The 17072-nt window shown below is 36.2% G+C and carries 20 protein-coding genes; 12 read left to right on the plus strand and 8 right to left on the minus strand.

The features are described from left to right. Positions 1-59: 59 nt before the first annotated feature. From H1D32_RS04085 to H1D32_RS04095, 3 genes are all read left to right on the plus strand, one after another. A complete protein-coding gene (locus H1D32_RS04085; RefSeq protein ID WP_261176858.1) occupies positions 60-353 on the plus strand; it encodes an RNA polymerase alpha subunit C-terminal domain-containing protein in 294 nt (97 codons plus the stop codon). 54 nt (positions 354-407) lie between these two features. Continuing rightward, the gene (locus H1D32_RS04090) at positions 408-779 is read left to right on the plus strand and encodes an iron chaperone (RefSeq protein WP_261176859.1); all 372 of its coding nucleotides are present in this window, start codon (positions 408-410) and stop codon (positions 777-779) included. 106 nt (positions 780-885) lie between these two features. After that, entirely contained in the window at positions 886-1320 is a 435-nt protein-coding gene (locus tag H1D32_RS04095) for a VOC family protein (protein WP_261176860.1), read from the plus strand. Positions 1321-1413: 93 nt separating this feature from the next. On the opposite strand, the gene H1D32_RS04100 is transcribed toward H1D32_RS04095, so the two are convergent. Further along, complete coding sequence (locus H1D32_RS04100; RefSeq protein ID WP_261176861.1) at positions 1414-2337, minus strand: aldo/keto reductase; 924 nt, start codon at positions 2335-2337, stop codon at positions 1414-1416. Positions 2338-2631: 294 nt separating this feature from the next. Here H1D32_RS04100 and H1D32_RS04105 point away from each other — a divergent pair, with 294 nt between their 5' ends. The 4 genes from H1D32_RS04105 (at position 2632) to H1D32_RS04120 (ending at position 5257) form a co-directional block, all read left to right on the plus strand. Continuing rightward, entirely contained in the window at positions 2632-3057 is a 426-nt protein-coding gene (locus tag H1D32_RS04105; RefSeq protein ID WP_261176862.1) for a hypothetical protein, read from the plus strand. Beyond that, entirely contained in the window at positions 3058-3834 is a 777-nt protein-coding gene (locus H1D32_RS04110) for an IS4 family transposase (RefSeq protein ID WP_261176926.1), read from the plus strand. A gap of 306 nt (positions 3835-4140) precedes the next feature. Beyond that, complete coding sequence (locus H1D32_RS04115; protein WP_261176863.1) at positions 4141-4521, plus strand: VOC family protein; 381 nt, start codon at positions 4141-4143, stop codon at positions 4519-4521. Positions 4522-4846: 325 nt separating this feature from the next. Further along, positions 4847-5257, plus strand: a complete 411-nt coding sequence (locus H1D32_RS04120) for a globin domain-containing protein (protein WP_261176864.1) — start codon at positions 4847-4849, stop codon at positions 5255-5257. 187 nt (positions 5258-5444) lie between these two features. Here H1D32_RS04120 and H1D32_RS04125 read toward each other — a convergent pair whose 3' ends face one another. Further along, positions 5445-6011 (minus strand): TetR/AcrR family transcriptional regulator, encoded by a 567-nt coding sequence (locus tag H1D32_RS04125; RefSeq protein ID WP_261176865.1) that lies wholly within the window; start codon positions 6009-6011, stop codon positions 5445-5447. A gap of 144 nt (positions 6012-6155) precedes the next feature. Here H1D32_RS04125 and H1D32_RS04130 point away from each other — a divergent pair, with 144 nt between their 5' ends. Both H1D32_RS04130 and H1D32_RS04135 read left to right on the plus strand, forming a co-directional pair. Then, positions 6156-8219 (plus strand): efflux RND transporter permease subunit, encoded by a 2064-nt coding sequence (locus H1D32_RS04130; RefSeq protein WP_261176866.1) that lies wholly within the window; start codon positions 6156-6158, stop codon positions 8217-8219. After that, the gene (locus tag H1D32_RS04135; RefSeq protein WP_261176867.1) at positions 8219-10030 is read left to right on the plus strand and encodes a YhgE/Pip domain-containing protein; all 1812 of its coding nucleotides are present in this window, start codon (positions 8219-8221) and stop codon (positions 10028-10030) included. Before H1D32_RS04130 ends, H1D32_RS04135 begins: the two co-directional genes overlap by 1 nt. Positions 10031-10263: 233 nt before the next feature. On the opposite strand, the gene H1D32_RS04140 is transcribed toward H1D32_RS04135, so the two are convergent. The 5 genes from H1D32_RS04140 to H1D32_RS04160 all read right to left on the minus strand — a co-directional run bounded on the left by H1D32_RS04140 (position 10264) and on the right by H1D32_RS04160 (position 12451). Then, entirely contained in the window at positions 10264-10533 is a 270-nt protein-coding gene (locus H1D32_RS04140; protein WP_261176869.1) for an aspartyl protease family protein, read from the minus strand. After that, positions 10533-10790, minus strand: a complete 258-nt coding sequence (locus H1D32_RS04145) for a hypothetical protein (protein ID WP_261176870.1) — start codon at positions 10788-10790, stop codon at positions 10533-10535. Before H1D32_RS04145 ends, H1D32_RS04140 begins: the two co-directional genes overlap by 1 nt. A 136-nt stretch (positions 10791-10926) precedes the next feature. Further along, positions 10927-11232, minus strand: coding sequence for a DUF6199 family natural product biosynthesis protein (locus tag H1D32_RS04150; RefSeq protein ID WP_261176871.1), 306 nt, complete (start codon positions 11230-11232; stop codon positions 10927-10929). A gap of 182 nt (positions 11233-11414) precedes the next feature. Further along, positions 11415-11927, minus strand: coding sequence for an immunoglobulin-like domain-containing protein (locus tag H1D32_RS04155; protein ID WP_261176872.1), 513 nt, complete (start codon positions 11925-11927; stop codon positions 11415-11417). A 155-nt stretch (positions 11928-12082) separates the two neighbouring features. After that, positions 12083-12451, minus strand: a complete 369-nt coding sequence (locus H1D32_RS04160; protein ID WP_261176873.1) for a hypothetical protein — start codon at positions 12449-12451, stop codon at positions 12083-12085. Positions 12452-13103: 652 nt separating this feature from the next. Here H1D32_RS04160 and H1D32_RS04165 point away from each other — a divergent pair. The 3 genes from H1D32_RS04165 (at position 13104) to H1D32_RS04175 (ending at position 16311) form a co-directional block, all read left to right on the plus strand. Beyond that, positions 13104-13841 carry a methyltransferase domain-containing protein gene (locus H1D32_RS04165; protein ID WP_272483576.1) on the plus strand — a complete coding sequence of 246 codons (738 nt, stop codon included), beginning with the start codon at positions 13104-13106 and terminating at the stop codon, positions 13839-13841. Between the two features lie 499 nt (positions 13842-14340). Next, positions 14341-15564, plus strand: coding sequence for a PocR ligand-binding domain-containing protein (locus H1D32_RS04170; RefSeq protein ID WP_261176875.1), 1224 nt, complete (start codon positions 14341-14343; stop codon positions 15562-15564). A gap of 27 nt (positions 15565-15591) precedes the next feature. Beyond that, positions 15592-16311 (plus strand): helix-turn-helix domain-containing protein, encoded by a 720-nt coding sequence (locus H1D32_RS04175; protein ID WP_261176876.1) that lies wholly within the window; start codon positions 15592-15594, stop codon positions 16309-16311. 76 nt (positions 16312-16387) lie between these two features. On the opposite strand, the gene H1D32_RS04180 is transcribed toward H1D32_RS04175, so the two are convergent. Continuing rightward, positions 16388-17041 (minus strand): B3/B4 domain-containing protein, encoded by a 654-nt coding sequence (locus tag H1D32_RS04180; protein ID WP_261176877.1) that lies wholly within the window; start codon positions 17039-17041, stop codon positions 16388-16390. Between the last annotated feature and the right edge of the window lie 31 nt (positions 17042-17072).

The raw sequence follows: 17072 nt of genomic DNA on the forward strand, positions 1-17072 counted from the left end.
GTGTATAATTAATATACAAAATTTAAAATTGAATACTGGATTTGTTTGGAGGGATTATTTTGCCAGAAGAAAAAAGTTTAAGGGTCTGTGAAAAAGGACATAAGTACTATAAAAGTAGTGAGTGTCCAAGTTGCCCTACTTGTGATAAAGAGAATGAGCCTAAAAGCGGGTTCCTTTCTAAACTCAGTTCACCTGCAAGAAATGCATTGATTCACGAAGGGATTGACACTCTGCAAGAACTATCGAAGTATACTGAAAAAGAAATATTAAAAATTCATGGGATTGGACCTGCTTCCTTACCTACGATGAGAACTTCATTAGAAGAAGAAGGATTATCCTTTAAAGAAAAATAGTCACTGGATTATAGGATCTTCTGTACCATAAATTTTATTTTAGGAGGTAACAACATGGAAGCTTTTGCTGAATTTTTGGCGGGGATTAATGACCCGTTCCAACGAGAACGAACGGAAGAAGTATTTACTTGGATAATAAATAAGTATCCAAATTTAAACACCGAAATTAAATGGAAACAACCGATGTTTACGGATCATGGTACATTTATTATTGGTTTTAGTGTATCTAAAAAGCATTTAGCTGTCGCCCCTGAAAGTGTAACAATTACTCATGTAGAGGATGATATTGTGAAGGCTGGATATGACTACACAAAAGAGCTTATACGTATCCCTTGGAATGGTTCAGTTGATTACTCACTACTTGAGAAAATGATTGAGTTTAATATTTGGGACAAGGCAAATTGTTCTACCTTTTGGCGGAAATAGAAAAAAATGCTGGATCCTGGCGCGCACTAAGAAAACCATATTTACAGTGTTAGTGTTATTTGGTGAGGTAAGGACTTTTATAACTTGTAAAAGGAGTGTTTTCATTATGGTTGGAGTAGAAATTGATATGGTCGTGAAAGATAGCTTAAAAGCATTGGAATTATACGAAACTATATTTGAAATTGAGCGTGTCGAGGTTTCAAACTTTCCTCTTGGTGAAAATGAGGTAGTTTTTACCCTGTTCGGTGTACAGTTTCATCTATTAGATGAAAACCCAGAATTTCATTTAATAGCACCAAAACCTGATGACCCTAAGACTAATTGGGTTAATGTTACGGTCCCAGACATTAAAAAGACCTATGCAAAGGCGATGGAGTTAGGTTGTACAGAGGTGCAACCGGTGACTGAGATTTCTGACTACGGTGTCTCAAACGCCATATTTACGGACCCCTTTGGTTATATATGGATGTTGCACCAAGTACATAAAGAGGTTAGTCATGAAGAGCGTCTACAGCTTTGGGAGGAAAAAAGGAAGAATTAACAATAGAAGCGTGGGTAGAAGCGTGGGGACGGTTCTATTGCTTCCAAATCAGTTACAAATCATGAAATGGAAGACCCGTCCCCATGCCTCAAATTAAGGAAGAATGTTTCCGGCAGAACGATAGATGCTATACCATTCTTCACGGGTGAGGCGGACATCGCTTGCTTTTATACAGTCTATTAATCGGGCTTCATTCATCGTTCCGATGACAGGCTGCATGTTCGCAGGGTGGCGCAGTAGCCAAGCAATAGCAATTGTTGTATTGGATACTCCATATTTTGCAGCAACCTCATCAATTTTTTTGTTCAATTCCGGGAACTTTTCGTTTCCGAGGAATACACCTTCAAAAAAGCCATACTGGAACGGTGACCAAGGCTGGATGGTAATATCCTTTAACCTACAGTAATCAAGCACACTGCCATCGCGATTTACTGCAGCTTCATTTTCCATATTGACATTGATTCCACTGGAGATCATCGTTGTGTTTGTAATACTTAATTGAAGCTGGTTAGCAACGATCGGTTGTTTCATGTATTTGCTTAAAAGCTCCATCTGCATCGGATTTTGATTGGAAACTCCGAAATGTCTTACTTTACCTGAGCTTTCGAGAATATCGAAGGCTTCTGCAACCTCTTCAGGTTCCATTAGTGCGTCCGGACGATGAAGAAGGAATACATCCAAATAATCTGTTTTCAGACGCTTTAGGATTTTGTCAACGGAGTTTAAAATATGTTCCTTGGAAAAATCGAACGTGCCTACATCTGGTCGAATACCGCATTTAGACTGGAGAATTAACTTTTCCCGGACATCATCATTCATGTGAACAGCGTCAGCAAATATTTCCTCACATTCACCTGCACCATAAAGATCAGCGTGATCAAAAAAGTTTGCACCATTCTCTAATGCAGTCTGTACAAAACTTTCGGCCTCTTTTTTATCGAGCGAATTAATACGCATACAACCTACTGCAACAACAGGTACTTCTAATTCACTAGCTCCAAGCTTAATTGTTCTCATCCTTGTTGTCTCCTTTAGAAAAATAGTTGGTCTTTTTACTATGTAAATAATGGGCTAAAACTAATGCAATTATACCAATATTTAGAGTGGATGTCTTTCTTTCAAGGTGCCTGACCCCACTAGTTTAAAGCGTTAATGTATTGGGGGTCAGACCCACTAGCATTGCATGACTTGAAAAACCTCTCAAATTTTCAAATATTAGTATTTACAGACATAAAAAAAACTCCTATTGTAGAAGATGAGTCCTTGTTTCGTTCCCTAAAACAAAACAAGTCTACTACAAAGGAGTTCCTAATGAATAATAAAAGTATAGGACGGGAAATGCTCATTTGTCAATGCTTATCACTACTGCCAACTGAGGATTTTGATTGCCCCTTGATAGATTACGGAAACTATAAGCTTTCTACAAAATCTTTATTGAGAATTTTCGTATCAGCACAGTTAGATAAATGGAGTTCATATGCCCATATGGAAGAAAAGTTAAGAGCTTACCCAAAATTGTGTAAGGAATTAGATATTAAGGATATTAGCGGATCTCAGCTAAGCCGACGTATTAATGATCTGCCGACAGAATGGGTTCAAAAAATATTCGCCAAAGTGGTTCAAAAAATTAAACAATTAACTGACACATGCAAAGGGCTACCAAGTGGTATTGGGAAATTGAGCATTGTTGATTCAACTGAAATCAAGTTACCTGAACGTTTATGCGATTGGGCATAAATATCGAAAGATTATAACGCAGTCAAAATGCACACTAGGCTATCTGTTGTTTCTCCAAACGTGGCTTTTCCAGACAAAATCCTGCCTTCGACAGGTACAGTAAGTGACTCTGAAAGTTCTGATGCGCTAATTGAAGAAAATGATACCACCTATGTAATGGATCGAGCTTATCCATCAAAAAAGAACTTAATGGACTGGCAGAAAAGAGAGATTTCCTTTGTCGTTCGTATAAAAAAGAATCTTAGATTATATACATTACAGGAATTTAAGCCAACTCATCCGTCTGTCATTCATGATGCAAAAGTTTTATATGGTTTATCTGAAATACCGATAAGGTATATTGAATTTTTAGATGAGAAAGGTAGGTCTTATAGGATTTTAACAACAAGATTTGATCTAACAGACCTACAAGTAATGGAAATTTACCGTAATCGTTGGATTATCGAATTATTCTTTAAGTGGATTAAACAGCATCTGAAACTAACAAAAATCTGGAGTACGAAACCACAAGGTATTTGGAATCAGATGTTTCTTGCTCTAATCGCATTTGGATTATCTCTAATTATAAAGCTTCAGTCTGGATCAACAAAAACGCCATGGGAATTCTTTCGCCTTTTACAAACCTTCCTTTTTCACACAGTCAGTTCTTTTTATAAAGAGCTGCATCGAAAAAAGAAAAGAAAGTCAAAAGGAAGACAAAAAGTACCTATTCCATTACCGAAGGTTATGCCCAGCTTTGGAACAGTCGCCATGGTTAAAGAAAAAATAAAGAATTAATATTATATGTAAAAAAAAGGGAACGAGGTCAATTTAATACCCCATTCTCCTTTTTTCATTTCGTCCTAAAAACATATTGTTAAAATTTATCATTTATTCAATTAATATACTATCATGCAACGCTAGTGGGTCAGACCCCCAATAGTTTAAAGCGTTAGTGTACTGGGGGTCAGACCCCTTAAATAGACCCCTTAAATAAGACTTAAATAATAGTAGGGGGATATTATTGGGAATTCTGAATAATTCACCGTGCATTTTGTCAATAAATATATCAGTAATATAAATATTAAAAGGGAAGTGAAAAAGGTGATTAATGTATTAGGTCAAGTTATGTTATATGTTAATAATCAGGATGAAGCCGTACAGTTTTGGACTGAAAAATTAGGGTTTAGTGTAATTGCAGAGGAAGATATTGGGGGAGGAATGAGATGGATTGAAATTGCTCCTACAAAGGTTACAGAAACAAGTATTATTCTACATAACAAGGAATTTGTTGCGAAAATGTCACCTGAATTACATCTGGGTACACCTTCTTTAATGTTTTTTTCAGAAAATCTTGATCAATTATATAGTGAACTTTCAAACAAAAAGATTTCTGTTGGAGACATTGTAGAGATGCCTCAAGGCAGAATATTTAATTTTCCAGATAATGAAAACAATTATTTTGCAGTAATGGAAAAAAAGTGAATATCTAATTATTTTTGAGAGCGATGCTCGAATATGGGTATCACCTTTTGCTTGGAAGATAAGAAATACTTTGACAACAGAAAAAATATTAATTCACGATCTATGACGAAAATCATGAATCAAGAAACTTCGGAAAATAAACAATTAAAGAACCCTGGAGCGCTAATCGCTCTAAGGTTTCTACAAAATATGACAAAACCCGGGAAGTGACAGGCACCGAATCAATAGGAAGGCGGTCAGAATATAGAAACTCTGGTGACCTTAGTCACAAGGCGCTGCCGGTATTTTCTATATAATATAGGAAAAACAAAGGTGGGTGAAAATATTGGAGAATAACTTTAATTCGCTATATACCGAAATCGGTGGTCAAGAAACAATTGATAAGCTTGTAGATGCTTTTTATCCGCGTGTTTATGCTGATGACGAGTTAAGGCCACTATTTAAGGGAGACATTGATGAGATCAAAAGAAAGCAGCGGATGTTTTTACCGCAATTTTTAGGAGGTCCTGCGCTCTACAGTCAGGAATTTGGACCACCTGCTATGAGAGAACGTCATTTGCCTTTTGAAGTAACACCGAAAAGAGCTCAGTGCTGGTTGAATTGTATGAAAGAGGCATTTAAAGAAGTTGGTCTGTATAATACTCCAGCTGGTACGGCTTTCTACGCCCGTTTAACACAGGTTGCTCAAATAATGGTCAATAGTCCGGATACAAGGAAATCATTCCCTGAAAAATAGCTACCACACATTTATAACTTGAGTAAAATTCAATCGTATAGTTTTGGGTTATGAGTGTTGAGTTTTGAGTTGTGTGAGTAACTCGAAGCAGTAAAATAAATTTGTGATTCCTAACTCCAATAAGTATTAAGTTCCTTGCAAATAGCAAGGAACTTTTTCCGATTCTTCCGAAAGCAAGATCCTAACCTTATTGAAACGAGGAGAGTCCGTTATTGGCAAGCTTCGTGATTAAGATAGCCATCTCTTTCGGTGATTCTTTTAATCCGTTCTTCAACCACTCTTGAACGACATGTATACTACCGTTCGTGGTATATAAGCTTAAGTATTCGGGATTGTAGGGGATCGTATTACTTTCAACTGATAAGTATTTTAATAGATGCGTTTGGGCTAACATCATTACTTTTTTCTGAAACGTTGGATCACCATGTTCACCGAACAGGGTTTGAGAGCTTTCGCGATTTTCCGAAAAATACTCTAACAACTTTTCTATCATCTCAAGCGTCTCTTCGTTTTTTGTGTAGTTATAAGAAGAGAGGGTATGGTTCATATCTTCGATAAGTTCATCCTCAATTTGGTAAAGAAAATCATATAAATCAGTGTAATGAGAATAAAAAGTAGAACGATTGATATCAGCACTTTCGCATACTTCTTTGATTGTAATTCTAGTAAATGGTTTTTCTTGCATTAGCTTAATTAAGCTTTCTTTCAATACTTGTCGAGTATATTTTTTACGTCTATCTAATTTTGAACTCATCAACATTTTTCTCCTTATTGTTACTTAGACAACAAATTAACCGATGGTGTTGTTTAAGTGGCATATGATAATCAACTGTCTGTTGAATAGTAAACATAGTGTTATTATAATTAGTGATTAGTTACTATTCAAGGAGTGGTTTTGATGACAGATATTGCTTCACAAATTATTAAATACAAAAAAACAATTGTTATTGTTTTTATGATAATTACAGTGATCAGTGCCATTGCACAATTTTTTGTTTCGGTTAACTACAATATGAGCGATTATATGCCGGAACAAACCCCATCGACACTAGCGGTCAAGATCATGGAAGACGAGTTCAATCGTCCTCTTCCTAACGCCGATGTCATGATAACTGATGTGTCAGTGCAAGAAGCACTTCTTTACAAAAAGTTACTAGAAGAAATAGATGGTGTGTCAGATGTAGTCTGGCTCGACCAAGTGGTTGATTTAAAAATACCATTACAAATGTTAGAAAAAAATTTAGTAGAGTCTTACTACAAAGAAAACAAAGCATTGTTCTCTTTGCATATACGTGAAGGCGATGAAGTAGCGATTACGGATGCCATTTATGAGCTGATTGGTGAGGGAAATGCAATAGCTGGAGTAGCTGTCGATACTGCAGTTTCTCAGAAAATGGCAGGTAGTGAAGCGTTGAATGCAGCTTTACTGTTAGTTCCGATCATCATTATCATTCTTGTTCTATCGACAACTTCGTGGATCGAACCGGTGTTTTTCCTAACGGCTATTGGTGTGTCGGTCCTGATAAATTTAGGCACGAATATCTTTATTGGCGAAATTTCCTTTGTTACTCAATCCGTTAGTCCAATTTTACAACTAGCTGTTTCCTTAGACTATGCGGTCTTTCTTCTCCATAGTTTTTCCGATTATCGAAAACAAACGGAAAACCCTGAAGAGGCGATGCGGCTCGCCATTAGAAAATCCTTCCCGGCGATAACAGCGAGTGCTGCGACTACGTTCTTTGGTTTTATGGCACTAACGTTCATGCAGTTTGAAATCGGAGCAGATTTAGGTATAAACCTTGTTAAAGGTATCGTCTTGAGTTTTATAAGTGTCATGGTGTTTTTACCAGCTTTAACGGTTTGGTTTTATAAGTGGATCGATAAAACAGAACATCGACCATTGTTACCTAGTGTCAAGTCGATAGGTAAGGGAGTTATGAAGGTACGAGTATTAAGCTTGCTTGTCGTTTTTCTGATCGTTGTACCCACTTACTTAGCGCAAAAAGAAACAACATTTATCTACGGGATTGGTGAACAGCCAGAAACAACCCGTTTAGGAGGCGATATGGCTGCCATTGATGAGGTTTTTGGAAAATCAACTCCAATTGTGCTGCTAGTTCCAAAAGGCGATGTGGCAAGAGAAGTAAATCTTGAACAAGAATTAGAAAAAGTTGATTATGTAACAAGTATTATTTCCTATAATCAAGCTGTCGGTTCTGCCATTCCACCAGAATACTTGAGCGCAACTATAACGGAACAGTTCCATTCAGAGAATTACAGTCAAATTATCCTCTATACAGAGACTGCTTCAGAAGGAGATGCTGCATTCGGTGTCGTAGAAACGGTCCTAGAGATAGCCGAATCCTATTATGGTGATGAAGTGTGGGCACTTGGGGAAAGTGTAGCTTTGTACGATATGAAAACAACCATACTAAAGGATAATACCATGGTGAATGCCTTAACGATCATTATGATTGCCATCGTTCTAATGTTCACTTTCAAATCGATTTCATTACCTGTTATTTTGTTACTGACAATACAAGCATCTGTATGGATCAATCTTTCTGTTCCATATTTTACAGATACTCCTTTAGTTTTTATCGGCTATTTGGTTGTGGGTACGGTTCAGCTTGCAGCAACGGTAGATTATGCAATCCTCTTTACAGAGAATTATTTGGAAAATCGAAAAGAGATGTCTGCGAAACAATCTATTGTGAACACGTTAAATGAAAAGACGTTTTCAATCTCGATATCTGCTGCCATTTTGTCGAGTGTCGGCTTTATCTTATGGATGACCTCTAGTAATCCAATCGTTTCATTGATCGGTTTACTTCTTGGTAGAGGGGCTTTGCTAGCATTCCTAATGGTTCTCTTTTTCCTACCAGCCGCACTGCTTCTTTTCGACAAGATTATTGGTAAAACAACGTTAAAAGCAAGATTTTTCAAGGAGGGCAATTCTTAATGAAAAAGAGTATAACGTTAGTGTTTCTGGCTATGCTTCTTGTATTTCCTTATCCTATCGGTAAGGCGGATCGAAATGTGGGAAGTAACCAATCCACTGTAGAAGCCAATTCAGTGGGGGAAGTAGCTTCAAAGGATGAGGTTGTCTACGGTACCTTAAGTGCTACTGGTGACCTGAACGAAATATATGTTGTTAACATGTTGGATGTTACGAAGCCTGGTGTAGTCATTGACCATGGGGATTATTCAAGCGTAACAAATTTAACAAACCTCTTAGAAATGGAGCAAGTAGCTGGTACGGTACAATTCCAAGCTTCTCCAGGATGGTTTTTCTATCAAGGAAATATGGAATTGGCGGAATTACCATGGGATGTGAACATTTCATACATGCTCGATGGGAAAGAAATTTCTCCAGAGGATTTGCCTGGGAAAGAGGGACACTTACACATTACAATTAAGACATCAAAAAATGAAAATGTGGACCCTTTGTTTTATGAAAATTATACGATGCAAATATCCCTGACGTTGGATACAGATATCATCAGTAACATCCAAGCACCTGATGCGACAATGGTAAACGTGGGGAAAAAGCGCCAGGTAAACTATACGTTAATGCCTGAAGCTGAAGGTGATATAAGTCTTCTTGCCGATGTAGTCGACTTTGAGATGGAGGGGATTGATTTTTTCGCGATCCCATTGTCGATGGCCTTTGATGACCTTGAAATCGACACTTCAGAAATGCGAACATTAAGTGATGCTATTGGAGAACTTAATTCCGGTGTTTCTGATTTAAAAACAGGTGTTTCTGAATTGAATGATGGTGTTCAAAGGTTAAATACAGGTTCTATTGAATATAAATCAGGAATGATGGAACTTAAAGATTCGTCCTCAAAAATAACTAACGCTTCAGGAACAATTGGAGAAGCTCTTACCGTTATTTCTCGTGAGCTTAGTGGTTCTTCAGAGATGGATTTAAGCGGATTGGCTCAGTTACCTGAGGGGTTGACATTAATAGCTGGTGGCCTTGGAGAAGTAGCAAATGGATTAACCCTTTTAAACGAAAACTTTACTATGGCTTATTCTGCTTTGGATGACTCAATGAAGAACATCCCAGCTCCAGCTGTAACAGAAGAAGAAATTCAGGAATTATATGTGAGTGGAGCCAACCATAAAACGATCGATTATTTATTGGAAGTCTATGCTGCTGCTCAAACTGCCAAAGGAACCTATGATCAAGTGAAAGAAGCCTTTACGGCTGTTGAGACTGCTTTAGCAGGAGCGAGTGGAGCTGTTTATGATATAAGCAATCAATTAACTTATATTGCAGGAGAGCTTTCGGGGGCGTTTGAAGCAATGGAAGGTCTGGACGCATTGAATGAATTACAGGAAGGAATTGCTTTGCTTGCTGGCAATTATGCGGAGTTTCATTCAGGTCTAGTTTCCTATACAGAGGGGGTCTCAATGCTTGCAGACGCGTATAATGAGATCGATTCAGGATTTAACAAAGTTGCAAAAGGCACCTCTGAATTAGTAAGTGGTGTAGGTGAGCTTCAGGCTGGAACAAAAGAATTAGCTGATGCTACAAATGATCTCCCTGATAAGATGCAAGAAGAGATTGATGCGATCATGGACGAATTCGACAAATCTGATTTTGAGGCGATCTCGTTTGTATCACCGAAAAATACAAATGTTAACCTTGTTCAATTTATTCTCAAAACGGAAGCAATTGAGCTAGTAGACGATGCAACGGTAGCTGAAGAGGAAGAAGAAAAACCAGGCTTTTGGCAGCGTTTGTTGGATTTGTTTTTCTAGACTAGCTAAGCGTTGCCTTCCAGTTTTTAAAATAGTGGTTTACTTCAAAAGTGCAAAACCATAAATCTCATAGTTAAATTCAAAGTAAAAGGCTTAGAGAAAATTTATTCTCTAAGCCTTTTAATTAAGCTCTAATGTTAAAGGGTCTATGTTAATTATTGCTTTTATTTGCTGTAATAAATCCAGTCCAATAATACCATCTAAATCAAAACCGTAATTCATAGCTCCAACTTCTAACGAGAAATCTTTATTTCTGCTTGTCCAATTTTAATTAAATCTACTTGTTTAGAAAATACAAATTCAGAGCCACCAATACCACTAATACGATAAATCATATCGTTTTCTTCGGCAATTACTCCTACCGTTTCAGCTAAATCTGTCGATATAATAGTACTCCCTGAACCCGTGTCAATTAAAACACGTTTAAGCCATAATGGCTTTCCTCTATACATTAATTCCATATCTACGAGTAACAGCCCATCTTCAATAATCAATTTCTTCATTACCGCCTCACACCTACCCAATTTTTCTCAATGATATTGGGGCTCTTACGATTAGTATGAAGTACATATAATTCACGGTTAGGATTTTTACGATGAAGTTCTTGATAAACTTTCATCGCATCGGGCGAGTTAGAAAACTTTTTCAAAGGTGTAACTTCTTCTAAAATACGTTCACTATTTTCATTTGTATATGCCTGAACAGCCTCAATCAATATCCATTGTTCTGGAAATGCTTGGCGGATTTCCTCCCATTTCATTTAAGACACCTCCTAGATATTTTAAATTTATTTTATCATGTAACTAATGTTTATTTATAGTATTGTTGCAATGAACTATTTCAACAAAGATGGCTATAGTCGAACAAGGAAACAAGCGTATTAGATTATTGGAGTGTTACTTTAATAATTTCTTTCGGAATTTAAGTACACTGTATATTAAATAAATAAGCAGCCCTAAGACTAATAAAACTCTAATTAAATAATTTTCGGAAATGGAACTTACCAGAACGATCGTAAATAGAAAAATACCAATAACCGATGCGAATCTAGTATAACCAATTGCAAGTTTAGAAAACTCAGGTTCTTCTTTATACCTCCACCTCTGCCCCAATAACATGCTTTCCTCTGGGTAAAAATAGATCCATATTAATAGACCATAAATTGGTATAAAAAAAATAATCATTAATATATATTCAGCCAAATTATTCTCCTCCTATTTATCTGCTAGAGTTAATTTAAATAAACAGTTATTAGTTTCATATACGTATTGATTATTAAAGGGTTCCGAATTTTCACCTTTTACAACTATCCTAACCATTCTTATTGATGTAATGCCGCTCGTTACTTTCTAAGTCCAACCTTTCTCAAGCTTTGTTTTATTGGTTAATCAACTGTAAACTCCACTGTTAAATAATGCTTATCATAGTTACCTGTATTTCTAAAATCAAGTATATCTTTCACCATACGGTATTCACCTTTATCCAGACTTCCATAGAGCCATTCCCAATCAACTGCCCATTCCCTAACATCTGAAGAAGCCAATTCATAGCCGATATCATTAAAGCCGTAGTTACCATCTAGGGCAACAGGGACTTGATACCATTGTCCCTTGATTCTCTTTTCCAACTGGAAATGTTCACCATAGATGCAATGCTTGTCTGAGTTATTCTCTAATGTTACGGTCAATCCAGTAGAAGAGACCGTTCCTTCCTTTACAATCATAGTTACTCCATTAATGTTGTTGACAGATTCATATATTGTAGGTTCCCAGTCAATTACTTCAGCAGATTGGTCTGAATCAACTTTACTTACGGTATTTTTTGTTCCTTCAGCTGAATTGCTATTACTTCCACATCCTGATAAAAGTGATAAACTTATTGCCATACAGAATAGCAAACATAAATATCTTTTCATGTAATCATCCCTTTAAGTTTAATGTTTATTCGCCTAATAATGGTTTACATTAAAACATCATTCGTAATCGTATCTAACATAAGAACAATTGCACCTTTATCTTCAAAATATTAGAGGCTTGCTTACAGCATCTCTCCTTATTCATTCAACTTTTCAACGACAATGACTTCCTGTTTCCCATCCCATTCCAAGGTAACCTCTGTTTTATTGTTTAAATTAATGCAGCCAGATCCATCACAATCGAATTTTATAACTCCACTTTCAGGCAGCACCTGATTTCCTCCAGCTGACCAATTAGATTTAAGTTTAATTTCGTAGTGTATATCTGTTCCAACTAATCCTTCTATGTCATCTCCGATATACTGAAGATCCGCAGTAAAATTATAGTTCTTTACCTTTAGGATTACACCCCACTGTTCACTTTCCCCTAGATAAATTAAAGTAGGTGAATTACATGAGGTTAAAAGAAAATTTATTAGTAATAATATTGAATAAGCCCTTTTCATGAAATTATCCCCTATCATTGAGTTTTCGTAATTACCTTATAGAAGCAAATCCCCGATCACCACAACGGGAGGAACAAATTACTAGGTTATTGCTCTCTTTAATTCAACATGATAGATATGAAAATATTAATCTATAAATTTAGGACAGAGATTCCGCTATTTTTAAAAAATTCGTCTTTATCAAACTTTTGCGGACACCAGTTCCCTTATTTGCCCCAAAACATTGAAAATTCACTACTAAATGACCAAATAACGGATCCTCTGTCCGCAAAATCTGAAATTCATGTCATTTTTGGAAAATAACGGATCTGGTGTCCTCTTTGCTTTATTAAACTCTTTCGTTCGTTACTTAAGCACACCTTTTCACAATCTCGTTATTATCTCTATTATATATTTTAACAGAAATATCCAAATTTCTCTCCTTACAAAATCACAAAGTAGAAATATTTATTTCCATTTGTGATGTGATTTACCTATATTATGTCACTTACTTCTGATTTATCGGATGCAAAGATTGGCTTGTTTTGTTCATCTGAAATTAAGCGTTATTTATAAATATTGTTAAGTTTTCAAACGTTAACTTGTAAAGCCTTACATCATTTCTTATAATTTGGTGGATGACCAATTATTTAGTAAGGAGCCTACTTTTATAATGAATCTGGATAAAATGACGAATATCAGAAATGCAATTACAACCAAATATGCGGAGATTTCACAATCTGCTCTCGGAAAGTTTAAATATCAAACAGGTAAAGCTGGGGCTATTTCATTGGGGTACGATCCAAATCTTCTTCAAAATATCCCAGAGGAAACGTTAAATTCTTTTTGTGGAGTTGGAAATCCTTTTTCACTAGGAACAATATACGCCGGTGATGCTGTATTAGATATTGGCAGTGGTGCTGGAGTGGATCTTCACGTGGCATGTTCCCTCGTTGGGGAAGAGGGTCTGGTTTTTGGTATTGATATTACCCCTGAAATGGTAAGTAAAGCAAATGCTAGTTTAGAAAAAGTTGAACTAAATTCTAAGGTTGTTTTAGGAAGTTCAGAAGCAATTCCCTTTCCGGATGAAACCTTTGATGTCGTTTTTTCTAACGGAGTTCTAAACCTTTCTCCAGTAAAAGAGCAAAGCTTTAAGGAAATATATCGAGTACTTAAGCCTGGGGGAAGGCTACAGTTTGCAGATATTGTTTTGAAAGATAGCTTGCCAACTGAGATCACTGGAAATGTGGAGGCTTGGTCTAACTGAATTGGAGGAGCGATCCCAGTTGGGGATCTTGTTACATTATTAAACGAAAGTGGCTTTATAGCAGGTGAGTTTGTTACTGAGACAGGTATTAGTACTTCTAAATACACACATGGAGCATTATTTCGGGCAAGAAAAAAAACTTAGAAATCAGGGGGCTTTCGGAGAACGAGTGCCCTTTTTTATTTTACTGTAAGACAACGAAACTTGAGTCTGAGATCGACGTCTTAATATATAGAGGTGAATATCATGAGAAACTATTATTATGTTGGCATCGTAATGTTTTGCTTGTGGGTAAGTTATTGTGTCTATGGTTATATGACCTTTCAAGAAATGGAGATCTTATTGCTTTTATACGGTGGTGGAGCAGGGATTATATTTTTTCCGTTTTACTTTTTGGTGATTTTTTTATGGAAGCGGTCACGAATAGGGCTCATTTCGTTGATACTCTCGTGCTCTATTATTATTCTAGCAATTATTGCTTTCTTGTTAATAAACTAATACGGTTGTTTGTGAACGTCCATAGCTACCCCTTAAAAGACTCATAAATTAGTCAAATTTTAGGTGGGAAACTAGGTTTACTAAGTGCACTAAACAAGGTAGTGTTAAAAGAAAATGAGTCTTTAATACTGAGAGGCAATAAAAGATGAGAAATAAAATAGTAGAGCTTACTAATTTAGTAGAAATTGATACCCTACAAAAGATTCAAGATTCTTTTTCAGAATCGACTGGATTTGCAGTAATCACGGTAGATGATCGTGGAAAGCCTATCACGAAACATAGTGGTTGCTCTAAATACTGCTCGATTATTCGCTATCGGGATGAGACAAAGGACTTATGTGAAAAGTGTGATTCAAAAGCCGGCTTACAAGCTTCACTGACAGGAGAACCATTGATCTATATGTGCCATTCTGGTTTTATTGATTTTGCTGCACCAATCATTGTAAATGGACAGTATTTAGGTTCAATTATGGGAGGGCAAGTAGTAAGTGCAGACACGCGAATCGAAGCAAACTATATTATTGAGGAAAAATTAGATATTGAAGACGATGTGGAACTTATAGAAGCCTATCTCCAAATTCCAATTGTTCCTTTTAAAAAAATTGAGGCAGCTGCCCACTTAATGTTTACGATTGCAAATAAGATTGCCCAAAACGGCTATGTTAATTTCATTCAAAAAGAGTTGCACGAGCAATCCATTCAATTAATTCAGTCTAGGCTATCGGAGGCGAATTTAGAAACTGCCTTAAAAGCAGCTGAGCAAAAAACTCTGCAATCACAGATTAACCGTCAGTTTTTAATTCAGACGTTAAATATTATTGGGAATTTATCCTATCTTGAAAAAGCGCCAACAACGGAAGAAGCAACATTTACATTAATCGAGGTAGTGAAATACTTAGTTACAAATATCAGCAAAGATGTGTCGATAGAAGAAGAAGTAAACTATATAACGAATTACTTATCCTTACAAAAAAATCGATTAGGTGAGAGGTTCACTTATGAAATTCTCGTTGCTGAAAACACGAAAGAAATCATGATTCCATCAATGATGATCCAGCCAATTGTTGAAAACGCAATCGTTCATGGGATTGAAACAAAACCTGGTGAATGTAGCATTAAAGTTTTTGTTCAGATTAAAGAAGATTATCTTGAAATTATTGTTGAGGATAATGGGATTGGAATGAACGAACAGATGATTGAAAGAATTTTGCAATCGAATGATGAAATAAAGGTTGAAAAGTTAAATTTGAAGGTGTTAAAACAGCGGTTAATTGAAAGATACTCAAACCAAGCCCATTTACAAATGAAAAGTAAAGAAAGTATTGGCACAGTTGTTACTATTGCGTTACCTCTTTTTCCAAAAAGGTAACGACTGTCAAAAAGGGAGAGTTTTTCAATGCTAAAAGTCCTAATTGCTGACTTAGAACCTATTCAACGGAAAAGTATAAAAATGCTTCTTCAGGTAAAATACGGTCAACAAGTAATTGTATTAGAAACGGACGATGGTCACGAGGCTGTTAAATATGCAAAAAACAACAAAATAGATTTAATCATCCTAGATCACCGCTTAATCGGTTTAGATGGCCTAGCGTGTACGAAGAAAATTTTAAATGAAAAACCCACGCAAAAAATGATTATTTATACGATGTCTGAAGAACGACATCTCCAAGAATTATATCAGATATTAGGGGTCAGACATTACTTTGTGAAACCATTAAGACCGACCCAATTAATTGAAAAGATTAGTAAGGTAGTCTCTCAACTACCAGAAAAACCGAAAAATAAAGTGAATGTGAAAATTGAGGCAATTATTACGTTTATTGATAGTCATCTTAACGAAGATTTAACCTTAACCTACGTGGCTGACCAAATGAACCTTAGCTCCTATTATTTAAGTAAACTATTTAAAAAAGAGTTAGGTGTTAATTTTGTTAAGTATGTCACCGAGAGGAAAATGGAAAAAGCAAAAGAACTATTAAAAAATATCGACATCCCAATTGTGAACATTGCATTTGAAATCGGCTATCCTGAACCAAGCTATTTCACTAAGGTGTTTAAAAAGGTTGAGAATATGACTCCAAGTCAGTACCGCAATCAACAAATGAGATGGCAGTAAATTTGAGCCAACCAAAAAAAGTAGTGATTCCATTGTGGGAGCCACTACTTTTTCTGTTTCTCTTAAAGCAACGTTATCATCCTACGATCCTTGGGTTCGCCTCTCCCCCGTGTTGCATAACAAAATATTCACAAACATCGTTCATTATTGCCTTCATTTCATTTTCATTTAGCTCGAGGTGGAAATATATTATTTGAACTGCTTGTTTAGTAGCTAATGTAACCATCGTACGTTTTGAGTCGACGATTGGGCTACCAAAAGGACCAATCGTATCAGACGATAGCAATTTTCCTCTCATATTTGTTTGACGATTATTTATCGCCTCATAACGATCATTCTCGTTACCAACACGTAATTCAATTGGCCCAGAAAGCTTGTCTAGACCGTAAATACCAATGGGTAATCCGTATTTCAACGAAAATAGATTATTCACGTCAGCGGCTGAATGAATACTAGGTACCTGATCTCCCTTTAAAACTCTACGAATTAGTGCTTCAGAGGAGGGTCTATATTTCGATGGATCTATCCCAATTGCTTTAAATAGCTGACGAGCTTCTTTAATTCCAGGGATTTCAGTTAGTTGCTGCGATTGAAGTATAGAATATATTTCCTTCAGTTGCATCTGTATTTCACTTGAAGAATGCTGTACATTTATATTAGAATAAGAAATTACCCCGGCTTTAAAAGTTGGGACTAATTTCATTAGTTCTTCATGAATAGTGAGTAACATTGGATACCTCCGTTGGATTTCTCTTATGTGG

Origin of the sequence: Anaerobacillus sp. CMMVII (assembly GCF_025377685.1) — a bacterium.
Taxonomy (GTDB): Bacteria; Bacillota; Bacilli; order Bacillales; family Anaerobacillaceae; genus Anaerobacillus.